General features: G+C 59.4%; 15 protein-coding genes. 10 read left to right on the forward strand and 5 right to left on the reverse strand.

What is annotated here, in order from left to right; all coding sequences use genetic code 11:
• Positions 1 to 40 precede the first annotated feature (40 nt).
• Both VGP75_RS08090 and VGP75_RS08095 read left to right on the forward strand, forming a co-directional pair.
• Positions 41 to 1111 (forward strand): ABC transporter ATP-binding protein, encoded by a 1071-nt coding sequence (locus VGP75_RS08090; protein ID WP_327543173.1) that lies wholly within the window; start codon positions 41 to 43, stop codon positions 1109 to 1111.
• An 82-nt stretch (positions 1112 to 1193) separates the two neighbouring features.
• Positions 1194 to 1649 carry a hypothetical protein gene (locus VGP75_RS08095; protein WP_327543174.1) on the forward strand — a complete coding sequence of 152 codons (456 nt, stop codon included), beginning with the start codon at positions 1194 to 1196 and terminating at the stop codon, positions 1647 to 1649.
• Between the two features lie 56 nt (positions 1650 to 1705).
• Here the strand turns inward: VGP75_RS08095 and VGP75_RS08100 are convergent, their stop codons facing one another.
• Genes VGP75_RS08100 through ccmI form a run of 3 tightly spaced genes read right to left on the reverse strand, consistent with a single transcriptional unit; the run spans position 1706 to position 3617 of the window.
• A complete protein-coding gene (locus VGP75_RS08100; RefSeq protein WP_327543175.1) occupies positions 1706 to 1948 on the reverse strand; it encodes a DUF1289 domain-containing protein in 243 nt (80 codons plus the stop codon).
• A complete protein-coding gene (gene ruvX, locus VGP75_RS08105) occupies positions 1945 to 2421 on the reverse strand; it encodes a Holliday junction resolvase RuvX (RefSeq protein ID WP_327543176.1) in 477 nt (158 codons plus the stop codon). The genes VGP75_RS08100 and ruvX overlap by 4 nt, the downstream gene beginning before the upstream one ends.
• A complete protein-coding gene (gene ccmI / locus VGP75_RS08110; RefSeq protein WP_327543177.1) occupies positions 2418 to 3617 on the reverse strand; it encodes a c-type cytochrome biogenesis protein CcmI in 1200 nt (399 codons plus the stop codon). The genes ruvX and ccmI overlap by 4 nt, the downstream gene beginning before the upstream one ends.
• A 204-nt stretch (positions 3618 to 3821) precedes the next feature.
• On the opposite strand from ccmI, the gene VGP75_RS08115 reads away from it, so the two are divergent.
• The 6 genes from VGP75_RS08115 (at position 3822) to VGP75_RS08140 (ending at position 11172) form a co-directional block, all read left to right on the forward strand.
• Positions 3822 to 5066, forward strand: coding sequence for a sarcosine oxidase subunit beta family protein (locus VGP75_RS08115; RefSeq protein ID WP_327543178.1), 1245 nt, complete (start codon positions 3822 to 3824; stop codon positions 5064 to 5066).
• A gap of 313 nt (positions 5067 to 5379) precedes the next feature.
• Positions 5380 to 5709 (forward strand): sarcosine oxidase subunit delta, encoded by a 330-nt coding sequence (locus VGP75_RS08120; RefSeq protein ID WP_327543179.1) that lies wholly within the window; start codon positions 5380 to 5382, stop codon positions 5707 to 5709.
• The gene (locus tag VGP75_RS08125) at positions 5706 to 8717 is read left to right on the forward strand and encodes a sarcosine oxidase subunit alpha family protein (protein WP_327543180.1); all 3012 of its coding nucleotides are present in this window, start codon (positions 5706 to 5708) and stop codon (positions 8715 to 8717) included. Before VGP75_RS08120 ends, VGP75_RS08125 begins: the two co-directional genes overlap by 4 nt.
• Positions 8710 to 9285, forward strand: coding sequence for a sarcosine oxidase subunit gamma (locus VGP75_RS08130; protein WP_327543181.1), 576 nt, complete (start codon positions 8710 to 8712; stop codon positions 9283 to 9285). The genes VGP75_RS08125 and VGP75_RS08130 overlap by 8 nt, the downstream gene beginning before the upstream one ends.
• 243 nt (positions 9286 to 9528) lie before the next feature.
• A complete protein-coding gene (locus VGP75_RS08135) occupies positions 9529 to 10128 on the forward strand; it encodes a superoxide dismutase (protein ID WP_327543182.1) in 600 nt (199 codons plus the stop codon).
• 72 nt (positions 10129 to 10200) lie between these two features.
• The gene (locus VGP75_RS08140) at positions 10201 to 11172 is read left to right on the forward strand and encodes a pyridoxal-phosphate dependent enzyme (protein ID WP_327543183.1); all 972 of its coding nucleotides are present in this window, start codon (positions 10201 to 10203) and stop codon (positions 11170 to 11172) included.
• Here the strand turns inward: VGP75_RS08140 and VGP75_RS08145 are convergent.
• Entirely contained in the window at positions 11167 to 11721 is a 555-nt protein-coding gene (locus VGP75_RS08145) for an LOG family protein (protein ID WP_327543184.1), read from the reverse strand. The two genes, VGP75_RS08140 and VGP75_RS08145, sit on opposite strands and share 6 nt — an antisense overlap.
• Before the next feature lie 110 nt (positions 11722 to 11831).
• On the opposite strand from VGP75_RS08145, the gene VGP75_RS08150 reads away from it, so the two are divergent.
• Positions 11832 to 13025, forward strand: a complete 1194-nt coding sequence (locus tag VGP75_RS08150) for a LysM peptidoglycan-binding domain-containing protein (RefSeq protein ID WP_327543185.1) — start codon at positions 11832 to 11834, stop codon at positions 13023 to 13025.
• A 66-nt stretch (positions 13026 to 13091) separates the two neighbouring features.
• Entirely contained in the window at positions 13092 to 14918 is a 1827-nt protein-coding gene (locus VGP75_RS08155; RefSeq protein WP_327543186.1) for an ABCB family ABC transporter ATP-binding protein/permease, read from the forward strand.
• 47 nt (positions 14919 to 14965) lie between these two features.
• Here VGP75_RS08155 and VGP75_RS08160 read toward each other — a convergent pair whose 3' ends face one another.
• Positions 14966 to 18658, reverse strand: coding sequence for an efflux RND transporter permease subunit (locus tag VGP75_RS08160; protein WP_327543187.1), 3693 nt, complete (start codon positions 18656 to 18658; stop codon positions 14966 to 14968).
• Positions 18659 to 18675 lie beyond the last annotated feature (17 nt).

Below are 18675 nucleotides of genomic sequence, written 5' to 3' on the forward strand. Positions count from 1 at the left end.
GCGCTATACCCAATAGTTTTCGTCAGGGATCCCGCCCCCTATGCCAGCCCCCCGCCTTGAGATCAGCCATATCGTCAAAGACTTCGGCGGCCGTCGTGTCGTCGATGACGTGAGCCTGACGGTGATGCCGGGGCAGGTGACCTGTTTGCTGGGCCCGTCAGGTTGCGGTAAATCCACGACTTTGCGCATCATCGCAGGGGTGGAAAAGCAAAGTAGCGGGACGATCCTTGTGGATGGCAAGCTGGTTTGTGATGGCGATGTTTCGCTACCACCCGAGGAGCGCCATATCGGGCTGATGTTTCAGGATTTTGCGCTGTTCCCGCATTTGACGGTCGCACAGAATGTGGCCTTTGGGCTGAAAAGCCGCAAGGCGACCGACCGCGTGCATGAATTGTTGGCCAAGGTTGGTATGTCTGCCTATATCCACGACTATCCCCATCAGCTTTCGGGCGGTGAGCAACAGCGCATCGCACTGGCCCGTGCCCTTGCGCCGCGCCCGCGGATCATGCTGATGGATGAGCCGTTTTCGGGCCTTGATGATCGCTTACGTGACGATATCCGTGATGAAACGCTTGAGGTGCTCAAGAGCGAAGGCACCGCCGTTTTGCTGGTCACCCACGAGCCGGGCGAGGCGATGCGCATGGCCGATGAGATTGCCCTGATGCGCAACGGCAAGATCGTGCAGCGGGGTGCGCCCTATAATATCTACAACACGCCAAAAGACAAAGCTGCTGCGGCTTTCTTTAGTGATATCAACGTTCTGGAAGGCAAAGTTCAAGGCGCGCTGACGGATACGCCCTTTGGCCAGTTCCTTGCACCGGGTGTGCCGGATGGCACCGAAGTGGATATCGTGATCCGCCCCCAGCACCTGAAGATCGACTTTGATCGTGGCGGGCGTGGCCCGAACCCGACACCCGAAGATGGCACCGCCGCGCGTGGCGTGGTGGAACGGGCGCGTTTCATGGGGGCCTCCAGCCTTGTGGAATTCCGTATGGATTTCGATGGCTCGATCCTGAAAGCCGTGGTGCCGTCGGTGTTCCTGCCTAAACCGGGCATGCCGCTTTGGCTGATGATCCGCCGCGACCGGTGTTTTGTGTTTCCACGTCGATAGGCTCCGCCTCTGGGCCAGATTTGTCAAGAAAAAGACAACTTCCTTGACTATACGGGTCTCAACGCAAGGAGGGCGTCGGGATATGTTGGCAGGATACGGGCTGAAAGTGTTGGAATACACGCTCTATGCGCTTGCGGTGGCGGTCGCGGTTGCGCTGGCAGGACCGGAGTCGATCCGGCCCACTACACCTGACGACATCGTCGCGGTTGTCTTTATTCTGGCCGGTATCGGCATCTTGCTGCCGCGGACGATTGCCTATCTGCGGTGGCCAAAAGTCATCGCGCGCGTAGGTTCTTATCGCGGCACATGGGACGGCGAACAAAGTGCCAGTTTTTCTTACGAGTTCGGCAATCAGCAGTATGTCGGTTCGTTTCGTGCCATGTATGGGGTGTCACGGGTCCCGCGTGTGCAGCTCTGTGTCAATCCGCGCGCGCCATGGGTCCGTTATCCGGTGTTTTCGAACGTCTGGCTTTGCGGGGTCGCATTCGTTGGTTTGGGGATTTTTCTTTTGCTGAGCGACCAGTCATTTTTCGGCTAGGCAAGGGGGAGTTTGGCCCAGCGGTGCCGTTTGGCCCTGCGATCCAGCGTAGCCGCCTATTTCAGCCGCGCCGCCCGCCCGCCACGGCGTTTTGTGATCTGGCCGGCCCTTGCGGGCAGGTCGGCCATGATTTCGGCGCGGACCTCAGGTGTCATCCGTGACCATGCGCCGATCTCGTCGATGGACCGCAGGCAGCCTGTGCACAGGCGGCTTTTGGGTTCGATCACGCAGATTTTGATGCATGGGCTTTCGATCTCGGCGCGGGACCAGATGTGATCGGTGTTTTCAGCTTTGCTCACGGGTGATTCCTTAGATGCGCCATGCGGTCTAGCATACCTTGCAGAATATAGCCCGCCGCAACATGGTCGATCACCTCTGCGCGACGTTTGCGAGACGTATCCGCCTCTAACAGCGCGCGTTCGGCGGCGACGGTCGATAGTCGCTCGTCCCAGAAGGTGATGGGCAGAGGGGTGAGCTTTTCCAGATTGCGCGCAAAGGCGCGGGTGGCCTGACACCGTGGGCCTTCTGACCCGTCCATGTTCCGCGGCAGGCCAAGCACAAGGCCCGTGACAAGCCGGTGCGTGGTCAACTCCAGCAGTTTGGCGGCATCGAGCCCGAACTTCTTGCGCTTGATCGTCTCAAGCGGGGTTGCGACCGAGCGCATGACGTCGGAAACCGCAAAGCCAATCGTGACAGTGCCCAGGTCCAAACCGGCAATCGCACCCGTCTTGGGGATCGCCGCGACAAAGTCCTCAGGCGTGTCGCAGATCATTCGTCCAAGACGCCCGCATCGCGCGCGGCATTGGTCAAGATTTCCATCCCGCGCATGCTGCTGACAAAGACCTGCTGTGCTTCGGTCCAGACAGTGCGTGCCGCATCAAGATCACCCAGCACGCCATAGGCGCGGATCAGGCGCGCCCAGTCCTCGGCGGGGCCACCATCGGTTGCAAGCCGGTCTGCAAGGCCCGCGACCATGCCGCCAATCATGGCCTGGCGGTCCTCTTCGGACATATCCTCTGCGGCATCCATTTGTGCAAATGACGGGCCGCGCGCCTCGGGGAGGGCGTATTCTACACCTGCGCGGAAGGCTGCATCGACGACCTGTGCGCGGGCGCTGGCGATGTGGAAATTGGCGGGATCGCCGTTCTCGATAATCTCGCGCCACAGACGCAGGGCCAGATCAGGCCGGTCTGTCTGATTGTAGAGCGACCCCAGATAATACCGCGCTGCGATATTGCCGGGGTTACTATCAAGGATATCGCCGATCAGCTCTTCTGCCTCGGGCGAGACAAAGCCGCCGGCCGCGACAACCTTGAGATCCAACAGGCGCTGCAGATCAAGGGTTTCTGCCGCATCACCCTTGATTGCGACCACTTGTTCCTGTGCGGTGGCAGCCCCTGCATAATTGCGCAATTCCACCTCGGCCATGGCCAGCCGCGACCATGCCTCAAGATCATCGGGGCGGGTTGGTGCGATAATGCGCAGTTGTTCAACTGCTGCGCGGTATTCATCAGGGACATCCGCGGCAGGCGGCGCAGGTGCTGCAGCCTCTAATGCGGCCTGCGAGGGGCGGTTTGCGCGCATCTCTTCGCTGGCGGCAAGGCGGGACTGTAGCGGCATATCGGGATAGCCCGGCGCGCCGATCATCCGGTAGGTGCCAAAGCCCAAGCCCAGCATCAGCACGATAATCGCCGCAGGCAGCCAGCGGTTGGGTTTGGTGGCCGCTGTCGGTTTCACGGCAGCGTTGCTTGCCGCCAGCAGACGGCGGGCCACTTCGGTGCGGGCACGCTCGGCCTCTTCGGGTTCCAGCAACTGGCGTTCCAGATCGCGGTCGATCTCTTCCAACTGGGCGCGATAAATGGCGATATCGGGGTTGTCGTCGCCGATCTCTTTGGGCCGCACGAGAGGCGTTACCATCAACGCGGTCACAGCCAGCGTCAAAACAGCGCAAACAATCCAGAAAATCATGTGTTTCTCGTCCTTTTCGTTGCGGCTGACATAACCACCCGAGGCGGGCATGAAAAGGGGCTGTGACCCTATGCCGTTTCCCGTGGCGCCGCGCATGTCGTAAATAGCAATCTATGCGCCGCTGATAGTATCCTCTTGGACAGGCGCAGGGTCCAGATAGTATGCAACAGCAGTGCCGCCCGAGACAGAGGATTCTGGACCCTGATGAAACGCTATTCCGCCTTTGCAGTTGCCAAAGAAGCCATGCGCCAACACACCGGTTGGGACCGCGCCTGGGCCAAACGTGCGCCCAAAAAGAAATACGACGTGATTATCGTGGGTGCGGGCGGCCACGGCTTGGCCACGGCCTATTATCTGGGCAAAAATTTTGGAATCACCAATGTGGCCATTCTTGAAAAAGGCTGGCTGGGTGGCGGGAATACAGGCCGGAATACGACGATTATCCGCTCGAACTATCTCCAAGACCCGTCTGCGGCGATCTATGAAAAGTCGCGTTCTCTCTATGAGACGATGAGCCAGGACCTCAACTATAACGTCATGTTCAGCCCGCGCGGCGTGATCATGCTGGCCCAAACCCAGCATGAGGTGCGCGGATATAAACGCACCGCTCACGCCAATGCGCTGCAAGGGGTGACGACCGAATGGATTGATGCCGCGCGCGTCAAGGAACTCTGCCCGATCATGAATATCGACGGGCCGCGTTATCCGGTGTTGGGCGGGTTGTGGCAGGCACGTGGTGGTACTGCGCGGCATGACGCGGTGGCTTGGGGCTATGCCCGTGCCTGTTCTGACATGGGCATGGATGTGATCCAGCAATGCGAAGTCAAAGCGGTGCGCCAGCAAAACGGCAAGGTCGTGGGCGTCGATACCACCCAAGGCCCGATTGATTGCGACAAGCTGGGGATGGTTGTGGCAGGGCATTCCGGTGTGCTGGCACAGATGGCCGGTTTCCGTCTGCCGATTGAAAGTGTCGCGTTGCAGGCGCTGGTGTCAGAGCCGATCAAGCCCTGCATGGATGTGGTTGTGATGGCCAACACCGTCCACGGCTACATGAGCCAGTCCGACAAAGGCGAAATGGTCATTGGTGGCGGCACCGACGGCTATAACAACTATACCCAGCGCGGATCGTTCCACCATATCGAGGAAACGGTGCGCGCCTTGGTTGAGACCTTCCCGATGATTGCACGGCTGAAGATGCTGCGCCAGTGGGGCGGGATCGTGGATGTGACGGGTGACCGCTCGCCCATCCTGTCGAAAACCCCTGTCGAGGGCGTCTTCGTCAACTGCGGTTGGGGCACCGGCGGGTTCAAGGCGATCCCGGGGTCCGGCTGGGCCATGGCCGAGCTGATGGCCAAAGGGCAATCACCGCTGACTGACGAGTTCAGCATGTTCCGCTTTCGCGAGGGCAAGTTCATTGATGAGAGTGTCGCAGCAGGGGTGGCGCATTGATGTCCTGCACAGTCAAGCCAGTCCGCGTCTGCGCGTCATTACTCAAAACCGTCCTCGTCATCCTCGGACAGTCCACCACGCAGCCCGTCGATGACCATAAAAATTATGGCCGTCGAGAGGATTCCCCCAATGACAATCAGCAAAAGTTCCATGAGGTGAGCCTATCATCAGGCCATTGCACTGCGACCCCCGCGGCTCGTGGCTATGCGATATCGGCGGAATTAGTGCCTGTTCGCGCAAATGCGTGGGGGATTTTCGCTCATATCCATTTCGTTCTGAACGCATTGCGTTTCCCAAAGACTGAGGTTCAACCATGCTGACCCTGCATTGCCCCTATTGCGGGGCCCTCGCCGATGAGACCGATCTGCACGCGGGTGGCGAAGCCCATCTCAAACGCGAAGGTCCCGGCGCATCGGATGTGGACTTCGAGGATTACCTCTTTATGCGCGAGAACCCCAAGGGCGTGCATTTCGAACGCTGGCGCCATGCCTATGGCTGCGGCAAATGGTTTCTGGCCGCGCGCTGCACCAATACATTGCAGGTTTTCGGGACCTATCCGGCCCAGACGCCTGAGCCACCACAAGAGATAAAAGACAAGATTTCGGCCGCACGTCCCGGTTGGTCTTGGGGGAATTTGACATGAGCACCCGTCTGGCCGGTCAGGGCCGTTTGATCAACAAAAACAAGGCTGTGTCATTCACGTTTAATGGCAAGCACTTGCGCGGCTTCGCAGGCGACACGCTGGCCTCGGCGTTGCTCGCCAATGACCAGATGCTTGTAGGGCGGTCGTTCAAATACCACCGTCCGCGCGGCGTTGTGGCGTCGGGCGCGGAAGAGCCCAATGGCCTCGTGAACCTTGGCAAGGGCGCGCAGTTCGAGCCCAATGCGCGGGTGACGACGACCGAACTCTTCGAGGGGCTGACGGCGCAGTCGCAAAACCACTGGCCGAGCCTCGAATTCGATGTGGGTGCGATCAACACGCACCTGTCGCGGTTCCTGCCTGCGGGTTTCTATTACAAGATGTTCATGTATCCGCAGTCGTTCTGGAAGCATGTTTATGAGCCCATCATCCGCAAATCGGCGGGTTTGGGCAAAGCCCCGAAAGACCGTGATCAGGATACCTACGAGCATTTCAACTGCCATGTGGACGTACTGGTCGTGGGTGGCGGGATTGCCGGCCTTGCGGCCGCACATGCCGCAGGTGCGCGCGGTGCGCGGGTGTTGCTGGTCGAGCAGACCGCTGATTGGGGCGGGCGTGCGGTGGTTGATACGCCCGTGATCGACGGGCTGCCTGCCGCCGAATGGGTGGCACAAACGGTTGCTGCGCTGGAAGAGATGCCGAACGTTGATTTGCGCCTGCGCTGCATGGGGGCGGGGGTCTATGACCACGGATATACGCTGGCCTATGAGCGTCTGACCGATCACGCGCCCGATACGGAAGGTCCGCGCCATCGTCTGTGGCGGATCCGTGCCAAGCAGATTGTGACCGCGACCGGAGCGATCGAGCGGCCTTTGTCCTTTGCTGCCAACGACTTGCCCGGCGTGATGCTGGCCTCGGCTGTCCGCGACTATGCAGTGAATTTCGGCGTCTCCATCGGCGACCGGACCGTGGTTGTGACCAATAACGACGATGCATACCGCACGGCGATTGTGCTGAAAGAGGCGGGCCTCGATGTGCCCGTAATCGTTGATGCACGCGCACAGGCCGAGGGCGATCTGATCGACCGTGCCCGCGCACTTGGGATCCGCATCGAGATGGGCAAAGGGATTGCCAAGGTCAAAGGCGGCAAGCGTGTGACCGGTGTCGCACTTTGTGCACAGGCCGGTGAAGGCGGGGTCCTTGAGGAGATCGACTGCGATTGCGTCGCGATGTCGGGCGGGTGGTCACCGGTGGTGCACCTGTGGTCGCACTGCGGTGGCAAGCTGAACTGGGATGCGGAACAGGTGATGTTTCGCCCCGATCCTGACCGCGCGCCAACTGGCGCAGATGGTCAGGCATTTGTCGCAACCGCAGGTATCGCCAACGGGCATCTGTTTACCGCCGAAGTGGTCAGCGATGGCTGGGCGGCAGGTCGTGCAGCGGCGAAAGCCACAGGCCACACCAAACGCGGCCCGCAGGCCCCCACGGGCGAGGATGCGGCAGAAGGTGCAATTTCCCCTGTCTGGTTGATGCCGCAGGGCGCAAGTCATGCGCTGCGGTCCAAGGCGTGGCTGGATTTCCAGAACGATGTGAAGGTCAGTGATGTGCAACTGGCCGCCCAAGAGGGCTTTGAGAGCGTCGAGCACACGAAACGTTATACAACGCTGGGGATGGCGACAGATCAGGGTAAGTTGAGCAATATCAACGGTCTGGCGATCCTTTCGCAATCGCTGAATGCGGATATTCCCGATGTGGGCACGACTACCTTCCGCCCGCCCTATACACCGATCTCGATGGCCTCGATTGCCGGTGCCGCACGCGACGAGTTGTTCCAGCCGCTGCGCATGACGCCGATCTCGGATTGGTCCAACGCTCATGGGGCCGATAACGAACCGGTCGGCCAATGGCGCAGGCCCTTTGCCTATGTCCGCCCCGGTGAGACGGTCCATGATGCGGTGAACCGCGAGGTCAAGAACACGCGTGAGAACCTTGGCCTGCTTGATGCATCGACCCTTGGCAAGCTGATCGTCAAAGGGCCGGACGCGGGCAAGTTCCTCGACATGATGTACACCAACATGATGTCGACACTGCCTGTCGGCAAATGCCGTTATGGCCTCATGTGTTCGGAAAACGGGTTCCTGATGGATGACGGTGTCGTTGTGCGCATGGCCGAGGATACGTGGCTGTGTCACACTACTACCGGCGGAGCTGAGCATATCCACGCCCATATGGAAGACTGGCTGCAATGCGAATGGTGGGACTGGAAAGTCTATGTGGCCAATGTCACCGAGCAATACGCCCAGATCGCGGTTGTGGGGCCTAATGCACGTAAACTGCTGCGCAAGCTGGGCGGTATGGATGTCAGCGCCGAGGCGTTGCCGTTCATGACCTGTGCGGCAGGCAAGATCGGCGATTTCGATGCGCGTGTCTTCCGCATCTCTTTCTCGGGTGAGTTGTCCTATGAAATCGCGGTCCCTGCCGGACAGGGCGCGGCCTTCTGGGAGGCGCTGATGGAAGCAGGCGAGGAATTCGGAATCATGCCTTACGGCACCGAAACCCTGCACATCCTGCGGGCCGAGAAGGGCTTTATCATGATCGGGGATGAAACCGATGGCACGGTGATTCCGCAGGATCTCAATCTGCAATGGGCGCTGTCGAAGAAGAAAGAAGACTACCTTGGCAAACGCGCGCATGAGCGCAGCCATATGGCCGATCCGAACCGCTGGAAACTGGTCGGGCTTGAGACCGAGGATGGTTCGGTTCTGCCGGACGGGGCCTATGCGATTGCCGAGGGGACGAATGCCAACGGGCAACGCAATACCCAGGGCCGCGTGACCTCGACCTATTATTCCGCCAATCTTGAGCGCGGCATCGCGATGGGGCTGGTGCATCGCGGGCCCGAGCGTATCGGCGAGGTTATTGAGTTCAACAAAGTCGATGGCACCACCGTGCGGGCAAGGATCGTTGATCCGGTCGTCTATGATAAAGAAGGGGAGAAGCAGAATGTCTAATGCTGTCAGTGCATTACAAGGCAAGGTTGCCCCTGGTGAAGTGACGATCCGCGAGGCGGGATTGCAGGGCATGATTATCCTGCGCGGTGATCTGGCGGACAAGAAACTGCGCGCAGTTTGCACAGGGATCTCTGGCGTAGGTTTTCCGGCGCAGGGTCAAGCAAACAGCGAGGGCAAGAAATGCCTCTGCTGGATGTCGCCGGACGAGATATTGGTCCTTGTGCCCTATGATGAGGTCGCCGAAGCCATTGCTGCAATCGACAAGGCGCTGACGGGCACGCATTATCTGGCCGAGAACGTGTCAGACGCACGGGCGGTATTGATTGTCGAAGGTGCGTTCTGCCGCGAGGTGATCGCGAAACTCGCGCCCGTTGATCTGCATCCTGACACCTTCAAACCAGGCGATTTTCGCCGCACGCGTCTGGGGCAGGTGGCTGCGGCCTTCTGGATGCGCGATGAGGATACATTTCAGGTGATCTGTTTCCGCTCCGTCGCGGAATATGCGTTCAACCTGCTGGCGGCCTCTGCGAAGGCAGGGCAGGTGGGGTTATTTCCGCAAAGCGGTTGACACCGAGATATGCAGTTAATGCAGTCGCGTAGGGTAAGTGCACATCTTTCAATGCTTAGGCTGTGCCGCGAAACTCGGATTTGCAGGATCAGCACTTGTGCTGGATGTAGAGCGCGCTCAAAAGGCCAAACGCTGGTTCACGCCGCCGGCGCAGGATGTGGCGATCATGGACTGCCCCTTGACGTTCGGCTGATGTATGACATTTAGGAAGTATCCTTTCCATAATTCAGAAAGACTCAAGCTATGGCTTTTTCACTTCCCGACCTTCCTTATGCACATGACGCACTTGCCGGCAAAGGCATGTCTGCCGAAACGCTCGAATTCCACCACGACTTGCACCACAACGCCTATGTCACCAACGGCAACAAGGCGATTGAAGGCACCGAGTGGGAGGGCAAATCCCTCGAAGAGATCATTGTCGGCACCTACGACAAGTCTGCTGTCGCGCAAAACGGTATCTTCAACAACATCAGCCAGCTTTGGAACCACAACCAGTTCTGGGAAATGATGGGCCCGAATGACAGCGCGATGCCAGGCGAGCTTGAAAAGGCACTGGTCGAGAGCTTTGGTTCGGTTGACGAATTCAAGTCGCAGTTCAGCGCTGCAGGTGCGGGTCAGTTCGGCTCGGGCTGGTGCTGGCTTGTGAAGAACGCGGATGGCTCCTTGGCTGTGACCAAAACCGAGAACGGCGTGAACCCGCTGTGCTTTGGCCAGACCGCCCTTTTGGGCTGTGATGTATGGGAACACTCCTACTACATCGACTACCGCAACAAGCGTCCGGCCTATCTGACCAACTTCCTGGATAATCTGGTCAACTGGGAAAACGTTGCTTCGCGCATGTAATCCTGCCTGATCTGGACAATCTGGAAGGCCCGTGTGACATCGCTCATACGGGCCTTTTGCGTGGAGGAAGCAATGATCGGACCAAGGTTAGACGAAATCATTGCCGCGAAAGCCCAAGTGCAAGCGGATCTGATTGAAACACCGATCCTGCCACTCACGTCTGCCCGTTGGCATGGGCTATTGCCAGAGGGCGCGGAGGTTACGGTCAAGCTTGAGCTCTTTCAACAAGCCGGATCATTCAAAGCGCGTGGTGCTTTGCTGGGGATGCGCAATCTGGATGCGGCGCAGCGTGCGGCGGGTGTTGTTGCGGCGAGCGGTGGCAATCACGCACTGGCGGTGTCATGGGCCGCGCAAGCCGCAGGTGTCGATGCGCTGATCGCGATGCCAAAGGCCACTGATCCTGCCCGCATTGCGGGCTGTCAGGCGCTGGGTGCGACCGTCACTTTGCACGATGATATGGCTGCGGCCTTTGCCGCGATGAACGCAGCAGCCGAAGATGGCCGGACCCTCATGCACCCCTATGAGGCGGATCACATGATCCTTGGCGCGGCGACCTGCGGCCACGAATACGCCGTGCAGGCCCCGCGGATTGACACCTTCGTTGTACCTATCGGGGGCGGGGGCATGATCAGCGGGATGGCCTGCGCAATCAAACAGATGAACCCCAATGCCACGGTGATCGGTGTCGAACCCTTCGGCGCGGATAGCATGTCGCAAAGCTTTGCCGCAGGTCAGCCGGTGAAACTCGACAGAGTTGCCACCATAGCCGACAGTCTTGGCGCGCCGCTGGCGCTGCCGCTGACCTATGGCGTGGCGCGCGCGCATGTTGACCGGATCGTCAAGATTGAAGACCACGATATGCTGGCGGCGATGGATATCTACCAAAATACCCTGCGCATCACGGCAGAGCCGGCTTGTGCGGCGTCACTTGCGGCCATCGTCGGGCCGCTCAAGGCAGAGCTTGCAGGGCGCCGGATCGGGATTATTGCCTGCGGCTCCAACATCTCGCTGGGGCGGTATGCGGACCTGATGCAGGCGCTATAGCACGGCTTTCAGTTTTGCTTCCAGATCGGCGATATCTTCGGCGACTTGCACGAAAGACAGGATATCATCGCCCGCAAAACCTTGGTCGACCACATGGACGAGCAAATCGTGCAGAGGGTCCCAAAAGCCCTCTGTATTGAGCAATATCAGCGGTTTGATGTGAAGTTTGAGCTGCCGCCATGTCAGCGCCTCGAAGAACTCATCCAGTGATCCTGCGCCGCCGGGAAGCACGACAATGGCGTCGGCGTTCATAAACATCACTTTCTTGCGCTCGTGCATGGTCTCGGTCACCACGAAGGTATCCAGATCGCGCTTGCCCACTTCCCAATCCATCAGATGGGTCGGGATCACGCCGAAGGTCTTGCCACCGGCCGCCTGAACCGCATTGGCCACACGGCCCATCAGCCCCACATCACCTGCACCGTACACCAGACGCCAGCCATTGGCGGCCAGCATCTCGCCTGTGGCTTTGGCGGCTTCGGCATAGGCAGGTGCGACGCCGTCCCGAGAGCCACAGTAGACGCAAACTGATTTTGGATGTGCAGACATTGTGGTTCCTTCGCGCTAGCTTCACTTTGACCGGTCATAGCGGCGTTGTTAAGGTGTCTCAACCTTGACTATAGGTTTGCCTACAGCGGGCATTGTAAAAGGGGCGAAACTTGGAAGAAGACGTGAAATCAGGCGCTAAGCCTGTGGTGCTGGGCAGTCTTGCTGCTGTGGCCATTGGTGTTCTAATTTTCCTGATGATGCCGCAGCCAGATGTGGATGAACCGCCCGCAGATGTGGTTGCCGAGACACCTGTTCTTGCCGCGCCTGAACCTGTCCCGGAGATCGTGGCTGAAGCCCCTGAACCAGAGCGAGCCCCACAGGTGCCGGAGTTCGATACCTTCCGCGTAGAGCCTGACGGCAGCATGGTGATCGCTGGGCGCGCCCAGCCGGGGCAAACCGTTGATGTTATTCTGGCAGGTGAAGCGATTGATCGCGTCATCGCCGATTCAGCGGGCAATTTTGTTGCACTGCCCGTTGCTGGCCCCGCCGCGCAACCACGCAGGCTGTCATTGCTGGCAGATCCGGATGGCGAGGCGGTCGCCTCAACCACCAGCTACATCGTGGCGCCCATCGCGGCCCCCGTCGTAATCGCTGCGGCGGAAGACCCCGCACCGGCTGTCACCGATGCCGCCCCGCAAGCACCGGCTGATCCGGTGCAGGAGGCCACGGCGGACGCGGCGCCTAATGCGGCACCACAAGCACCAAGCGTGCCGGATGCTGACCTCGCGCCTGCGGCACCCGTTGCGCCCACGGTGCTGCAAGCGGATGCGGATGGTGTGCGTGTCGTTCAGGTGAGCCCCACGCTCACGTCGCCCGAGGCCCAGCCAAACGTGGCACTTGATGCGATCACCTATGATCCTGAGGGCGAAGTCCGGCTTTCCGGCCGCGCCACAGGCGATGGGGCCGTGCAGGTTTATATCGACAATGAACCGGTCACAGCCGCGCCTGTCACCGAAGGCGGCGACTGGCGGATTGATCTGCCCGATATCGCAACAGGTGTGTACACGCTGCGGATCGACGAGGTCGACGCAGAGGGTGGTGTCGTTTCGCGCCTCGAAACCCCGTTCCGACGCGAGGAGGCCGCTGACGTGGCAGCGGTGCTGGCCGAAGAAACAGCCGTCGAGGGCTTTGAGGTGGCGGTGCGTACCGTGCAACCCGGTGCGACGCTCTGGGCCATTGCCGAAGAGAACCTTGGTGCGGGTATTTTCTATGTCGAGGTCTTTGAAGCAAACCGCGATCTGATCCGCGACCCCGACCTGATTTACCCCGGCCAAATCTTTCGCATCCCCGAGATCACACAATAGCGCGCAGGCCTCTGGTCATCTTTGGATCACAGGCTTAGGAATGACGCCTCAAGTCGTGGAGTCCCAATGCGTGGTCTAGAAAAAACCGATGCCAATCTGAGCGATGCCCAAATCCAGGGGTGGAACGTGATCCGGCGCGTCGTGCCCTATCTGTGGCCAGAGGGGCAGACATGGGTCAAGCGCCGTGTCGTGATTGCGCTGGCCGTGCTCTTGCTCTCCAAGGTGATCGCGGTCGGCACACCCGTTTTGTACAAACAAGCAGTCGATACGCTGGCACCCGAGGGGGCAACGGCGGCGACTGTTCTGGGTTTGGGGGCCATTGGGCTGACGCTGGCTTACGGTCTGGCTCGGCTGATGTCTGTGGGCTTTCAGCAGTTGCGCGATGTGGTCTTTACGCGCGTCGGGCAACGGGCCTTGCGGCAGCTGGCGCTTGAAACCTTTACCCATATCCATCGCCTTTCGATGCGCTATCACATCACCCGCAAGACCGGTGGTTTGTCGCGTGTGATCGAACGGGGGGTGAAGGGCGTGGATTTCCTGCTGCGCTTCTTGCTGTTCTCGATGGGGCCGCTGGTTCTTGAACTTCTGATGATCTCGGTCGTGCTCTTTTTCCTCTTTGATGTCTGGTATCTGGCCGTCGTTGTGCTGACCATCGCGCTTTACGTCTGGTTCACTTTCAAGGTGACGGAATGGCGCGTGAAAATCCGCAAGGAAATGAACGATCAGGACACCGATGCGAACCAGAAGGCGATCGACAGTCTGTTGAATTTCGAGACGGTCAAATATTTCGGCGCCGAACGTTGGGAGGCTGACCGCTATGATGTCGCGATGGCAAATTACGAAAACGCGGCCATCCGCACGAATTACTCGCTCGCTTTTCTGAATTTTGGCCAGTCTGTTCTGATCACCGGTGGTCTGGTCGCCGTGATGGTCATGGCCGCGATGGGCGTGCAGCGGGGCGATTTGACCGTGGGCGATTTCGTGATGGTCAATGCCTATATGATCCAGATCACGATGCCGCTGAACTTTCTCGGCACTGTTTACCGCGAAATCCGGCAGGCCCTGATTGATATGGGCGATATGTTTGACCTGCTGGGACAACCTGCCGAGGTGACAGATAAACCGGACGCAAAGCCGCTTAAGGTCACGGGTGGGCGCGTGGTCTTGCAAGACGTGAGCTTTGGTTATGATGCCGCGCGGCCGATCCTGAAAGGCGTGACCCTTGAAGTGGCACCTGGCCAGACGGTGGCGATTGTCGGCTCCTCCGGGTCGGGCAAATCGACCATAGGGCGGTTGCTGTTCCGGTTCTATGATGTCAGCGGCGGTGCTTTGTTGATTGACGGGCAGGATGTGCGGGACGTGACGCAGGAAAGCCTGCATGCCCAGATCGGTGTCGTCCCGCAGGATACCGTGCTGTTCAACGACACGGTACATTACAACATTGCCTACGGGCGGCCCACCGCCGGCGAGGATGAGATTATCGCGGCGGCCAAAGCCGCCAAGATCCACGATTTCATTATCAGTCTGCCAGACGGCTATCAAACCACTGTGGGCGAGCGTGGGTTGAAGCTTTCGGGCGGTGAGAAGCAGCGGGTCGGGATCGCGCGGACGCTCTTGAAGAACCCGCCAATCCTGTTGCTGGATGAGGCGACAAGCGCGCTTGATACCGAAACCGAGCGGGAAATTCAGGCCGAGTTGAAGGCAATGGGCGAGGGGCGCACGGTGATTACGATTGCGCACCGCCTGTCCACGATTGCCGATGCCGATCTGATCGTGGTGTTGGAAAACGGTGTGATTGTGGAAGAAGGCCGCCACGACGATCTGCTGGCTGCCGAAGGGCGCTATGCGCATTTGTGGAACAGACAGTCCGAGGAAGAAGAGGCGACAGTCTAGTTCGCGCCGACAGGATCAAAAGGCCCGCAGTGTTGCGGGCCTTTTCTCTATTCCGCCGCTTGTACCGGTTGTTTGGGCGCGATGGGTGTCAGCACTGCCGCACTTGGATCATCCCAGATAATCTCCGGTGCTCTCATCCGACGGGCCTGTCGTGACAAGGCCCAGTCGCGGGCGGCGCGGCTGCTGCGACCCATCGAGAGTTTCGCCAAGAGTTGTGCGAACCACTGCACATAGGTCACAAACCAGACCCGCAGGGCCAGCATGGAGGGCGTGAAGACCAGTGTCAGCATTGTTGCAATTCCAAGGCCAAAGACGACTGCTGTTGCTAATTGTTTCCACCAAAGAGAGGTCGGGCTGTCGATGGAATAGCCGCCGTTCATGAAATCAAGGCTGAGGCCGAACATCATGGGGGCCAGACCCGCCATTGTGGTGATCGTCGTCAAAAGCACAGGCCGGATGCGGTCTTCTGCGGTGCGGGTAATCGCCTCGGTCTTGGGCATGTATTTGCTGTATTCCTGATAGGTGTCGATCAGGATGATGTTGTTGTTCACCACGATCCCGGCCAGCGCCACAATGCCCGTGCCCGTCATGATGATCGAGAACGGCTGATCCATCACCAGCATCCCTACCAACGAACCCGCAGTGGACATGACCACCGCCAGCAGCACGAGAATAGAGTTATAGATGCTGTTAAACTGCGCCAGCAGGATAATGAACATCAGCCCCAAGGCACCGGCAAAGGCGGTTTGCAGAAACGCGCCGGATTCGGCCTGTTCTTCCTGATCGCCAGTCCATTCCCATTCAATGGAAGCGGGCAGGGGGTTGGTGCCCAGCCACTCCGTTAGCGCCGCGATCCGTTCGTTGGGGTTCAAAGGCACCTCCGATGTATCGCCCGCGTCGACAAGTGCTGTCAGACCTGCGGATGTCATATCTCCAATCAGGGTCTGGACGTCGTAGCGGTCCATACCGCGCGCGCCTTCGCCCGCGATGCGCACAACAGCCACATTTTCACCGTCCACAACCAGATTGGTCAGCCCAGCGGCAACACCGGCTTTCACATCAAAGTACCGCTTCTGATCAATCCGGTCGATCTGCGCGAGGCTCGCGACAGGAGTGCGGGTGATGAAATTCGACAGCGGGATCAGGCCCTGATCTGTCCGCACTTTCAGGCTATCAAGGGTAGAAAGCACGCGGTCCTGATCGGGCAGGCGGACGCGGATTTCGATTTCCTCGTCCGAGCTGTCGACGCGCATCGTATCCAGCAGGATCCCCCGCGTAACCATCTGCACCATGGCACCCACGGTCGCCACATCCGCACCAAAGCGCCCCGCTTTTTCAACATCAACGTCGATCTGCCAGTCGATACCGGGCAGGGGCAGGGAATCCTCGATCGTGATTAAACCGGGTGTTTGTTCAAACTGGCTGCGCGCGATATTCGTGGCGGTAATCAGGTCGTCCCAACTGTCGCTTTTCAGGCGCAGATGGACCGGCTTGCCCGATGCAGGGCCGCGGGATTGGGCCAGGATCTCGGTTTCGATCCCGGGGATTGTATTGAGTTGTTCTTGCAATTCGGCAAGCACCACATCGCCGTCCAGTTCGGCAATGCCTGCGCGGTCTTCCCATGGGATTGTCTCAAGCTGCACCTGTCCAATGGTATCGCTCGGGGTGCTGGCACCGCTTGCGTCCGTGTTCAATCCACCATCACCGGCAAAGGCAAAGGCGTTCATCACGCCGGGATGGGCCAGCACGATATCCTCGGCCTGCCGCACCAGCGCGTCTTTTTCCTCAAGCGACAGGTTGCCGCGGGCACGCACATAGACGATGGCCTGTTCCGGCTCGGATTCGACAAAGAACTCCACGCCGTTGTTGTTGGCGCCGTAATAGCCGAAGATCGAGATCACGGTAAAGATAACGGCCGCCACAGTGACCAGCGGCATGATCGGGTTGCCTGCGATGAAATGCATGAAGTGGCCAAATGGCGAACGGCGGTAACCGGCTTTGATTGTTCTGGCTTCGCGTTCGATCTTGGCGGCCCCGATGGTGATTGAAAGGGCAAAGGCCCCCAGAAGAAAGACGATCATCCCGGGCAAGGAATCGCCCAGCCCGCTTGTCTGCACGGCCTCACCGGTCAGATAGCCGGGGTTGAGTGTCAGCATCGCACCCGTAAAAACCACCATGATTGCAGGCAGCACCAGTGCTGCGCGCACAGCCCATGGCAGGCGGGCGCGGAGCGTGTCGGAGGCATTGCCGAACATCCGGCTCATCCGGCCTGTCACGCCGCCCATGACGGGCAGATAGACGAGTGCGACAACCAGAGATGCCGAAAGCACAAAGATCAGGGTGACCGGCAGCATCCCCATGAATTGCCCCGGCACACCGGGCCAGAACAGCATCGGCAGAAAGGCGCAAAGCGTCGTGGCGGTCGAGGAAATGATCGGCCAGAACATGCGTTTGGCGGCCTCGACATAGGCATGCATCGGGCCTGTGCCCTCTTTGATGCGCTTGTCGGCATATTCAACCACGACAATGGCGCCATCCACCAGCATACCCACGGCAAGGATCAGGCCGAACATGACGATGTTGGAAATCGTGATGTCCATCACGGCAAGCAGGGCGAAACACAAAAGGAAGGATGTGGGAATAGCAAAGCCCACCAGCAGCGCGGGGCGCGTGCCCAAGGCGGCAAGAACGACGATCATCACCAGCGCGATCGCGGTCAGAACCGAACCTTCCAACTGGCTGACCATTGAAGCCACATTGCGGGACTGATCGTTTGAGGTGCCAACCTCGATCGCTTCCCGAAGCTCGGGGGACCAGCTTGCGCGTTCGGCTTCGACCGCCTCTTCGACCAATGCGGCAGTGTCGATCAGGTTGAAGCCTTTGCGTTTGACCACCTGCAAGGCCACCGTATTCACGCCGTTAAAGCGCGCGGTACCAAGCCGGTCTTCGAACGTCAGGCGGATCGTGGCCAGATCGCCCAGCGTGATCACGCGGTCACCGTTGGTTTTGACGGGCAGGTTATAGACGTCCTGTGGTTCGTCAAAAGACGAGGGGATCTTGACCGAGAACGTCCCTTGCGCGGTGTCCACCTCGCCTGCAGCGATCAGCAGGTTGTTATTGGTCACAACGCCGATCAATTCGCCTGCGGTGACGTTATAGGCCTCAAGACGGAGCGGGTCGATCACGACCTCCAGCATTTCATCACGTTGGCCGGCAAGCCCTGCTTCCAGGACCGCATCAATCCCCTCAATCCGGTCTTGCAGGTTCTTGGCCACACGCAGCAACGTCCGCTCGGGCACTTGGCCGGTGAGGTTCACAATGACGATTGGGAATTCAGAAAAATTGATCTCATTGATGGAGTATTGATCCGCGCCCGCAGGGAACTGCGCCTCGGCGTTGTTCATGGCGGAACGGATGTCGGCAATAATTTTGGTCTTGTCCCAGCCGAATTCGAACTCAAGCGCCATGCCCGCATAGCCTTCGGCGGCGGTGGCGCTCATGGATTTCAGCCCGTCCAGATCAGACAGCTCGGTCTCCATCGGTTTGACCAACAGGGTTTCGCTGTCTTCGGCGGAAATGCCGGGGAAGGGGACAGAGACAAAGATCGCAGGGATTTCGATATCGGGTTCACCCTCTTTGGGCAGCCCGACATAGGCCATCCCCCCTGCCAGCAGCGAGAGCGCAATAAACGCCAGCACCATCCGTGCCCGGGCTGCGGCCCAATCAACGAGACCGGTCATCCTTTGGCATCCGTATA

Source organism: Yoonia sp., assembly GCF_036007805.1.
Classification (GTDB): domain Bacteria; phylum Pseudomonadota; class Alphaproteobacteria; order Rhodobacterales; family Rhodobacteraceae; genus Yoonia.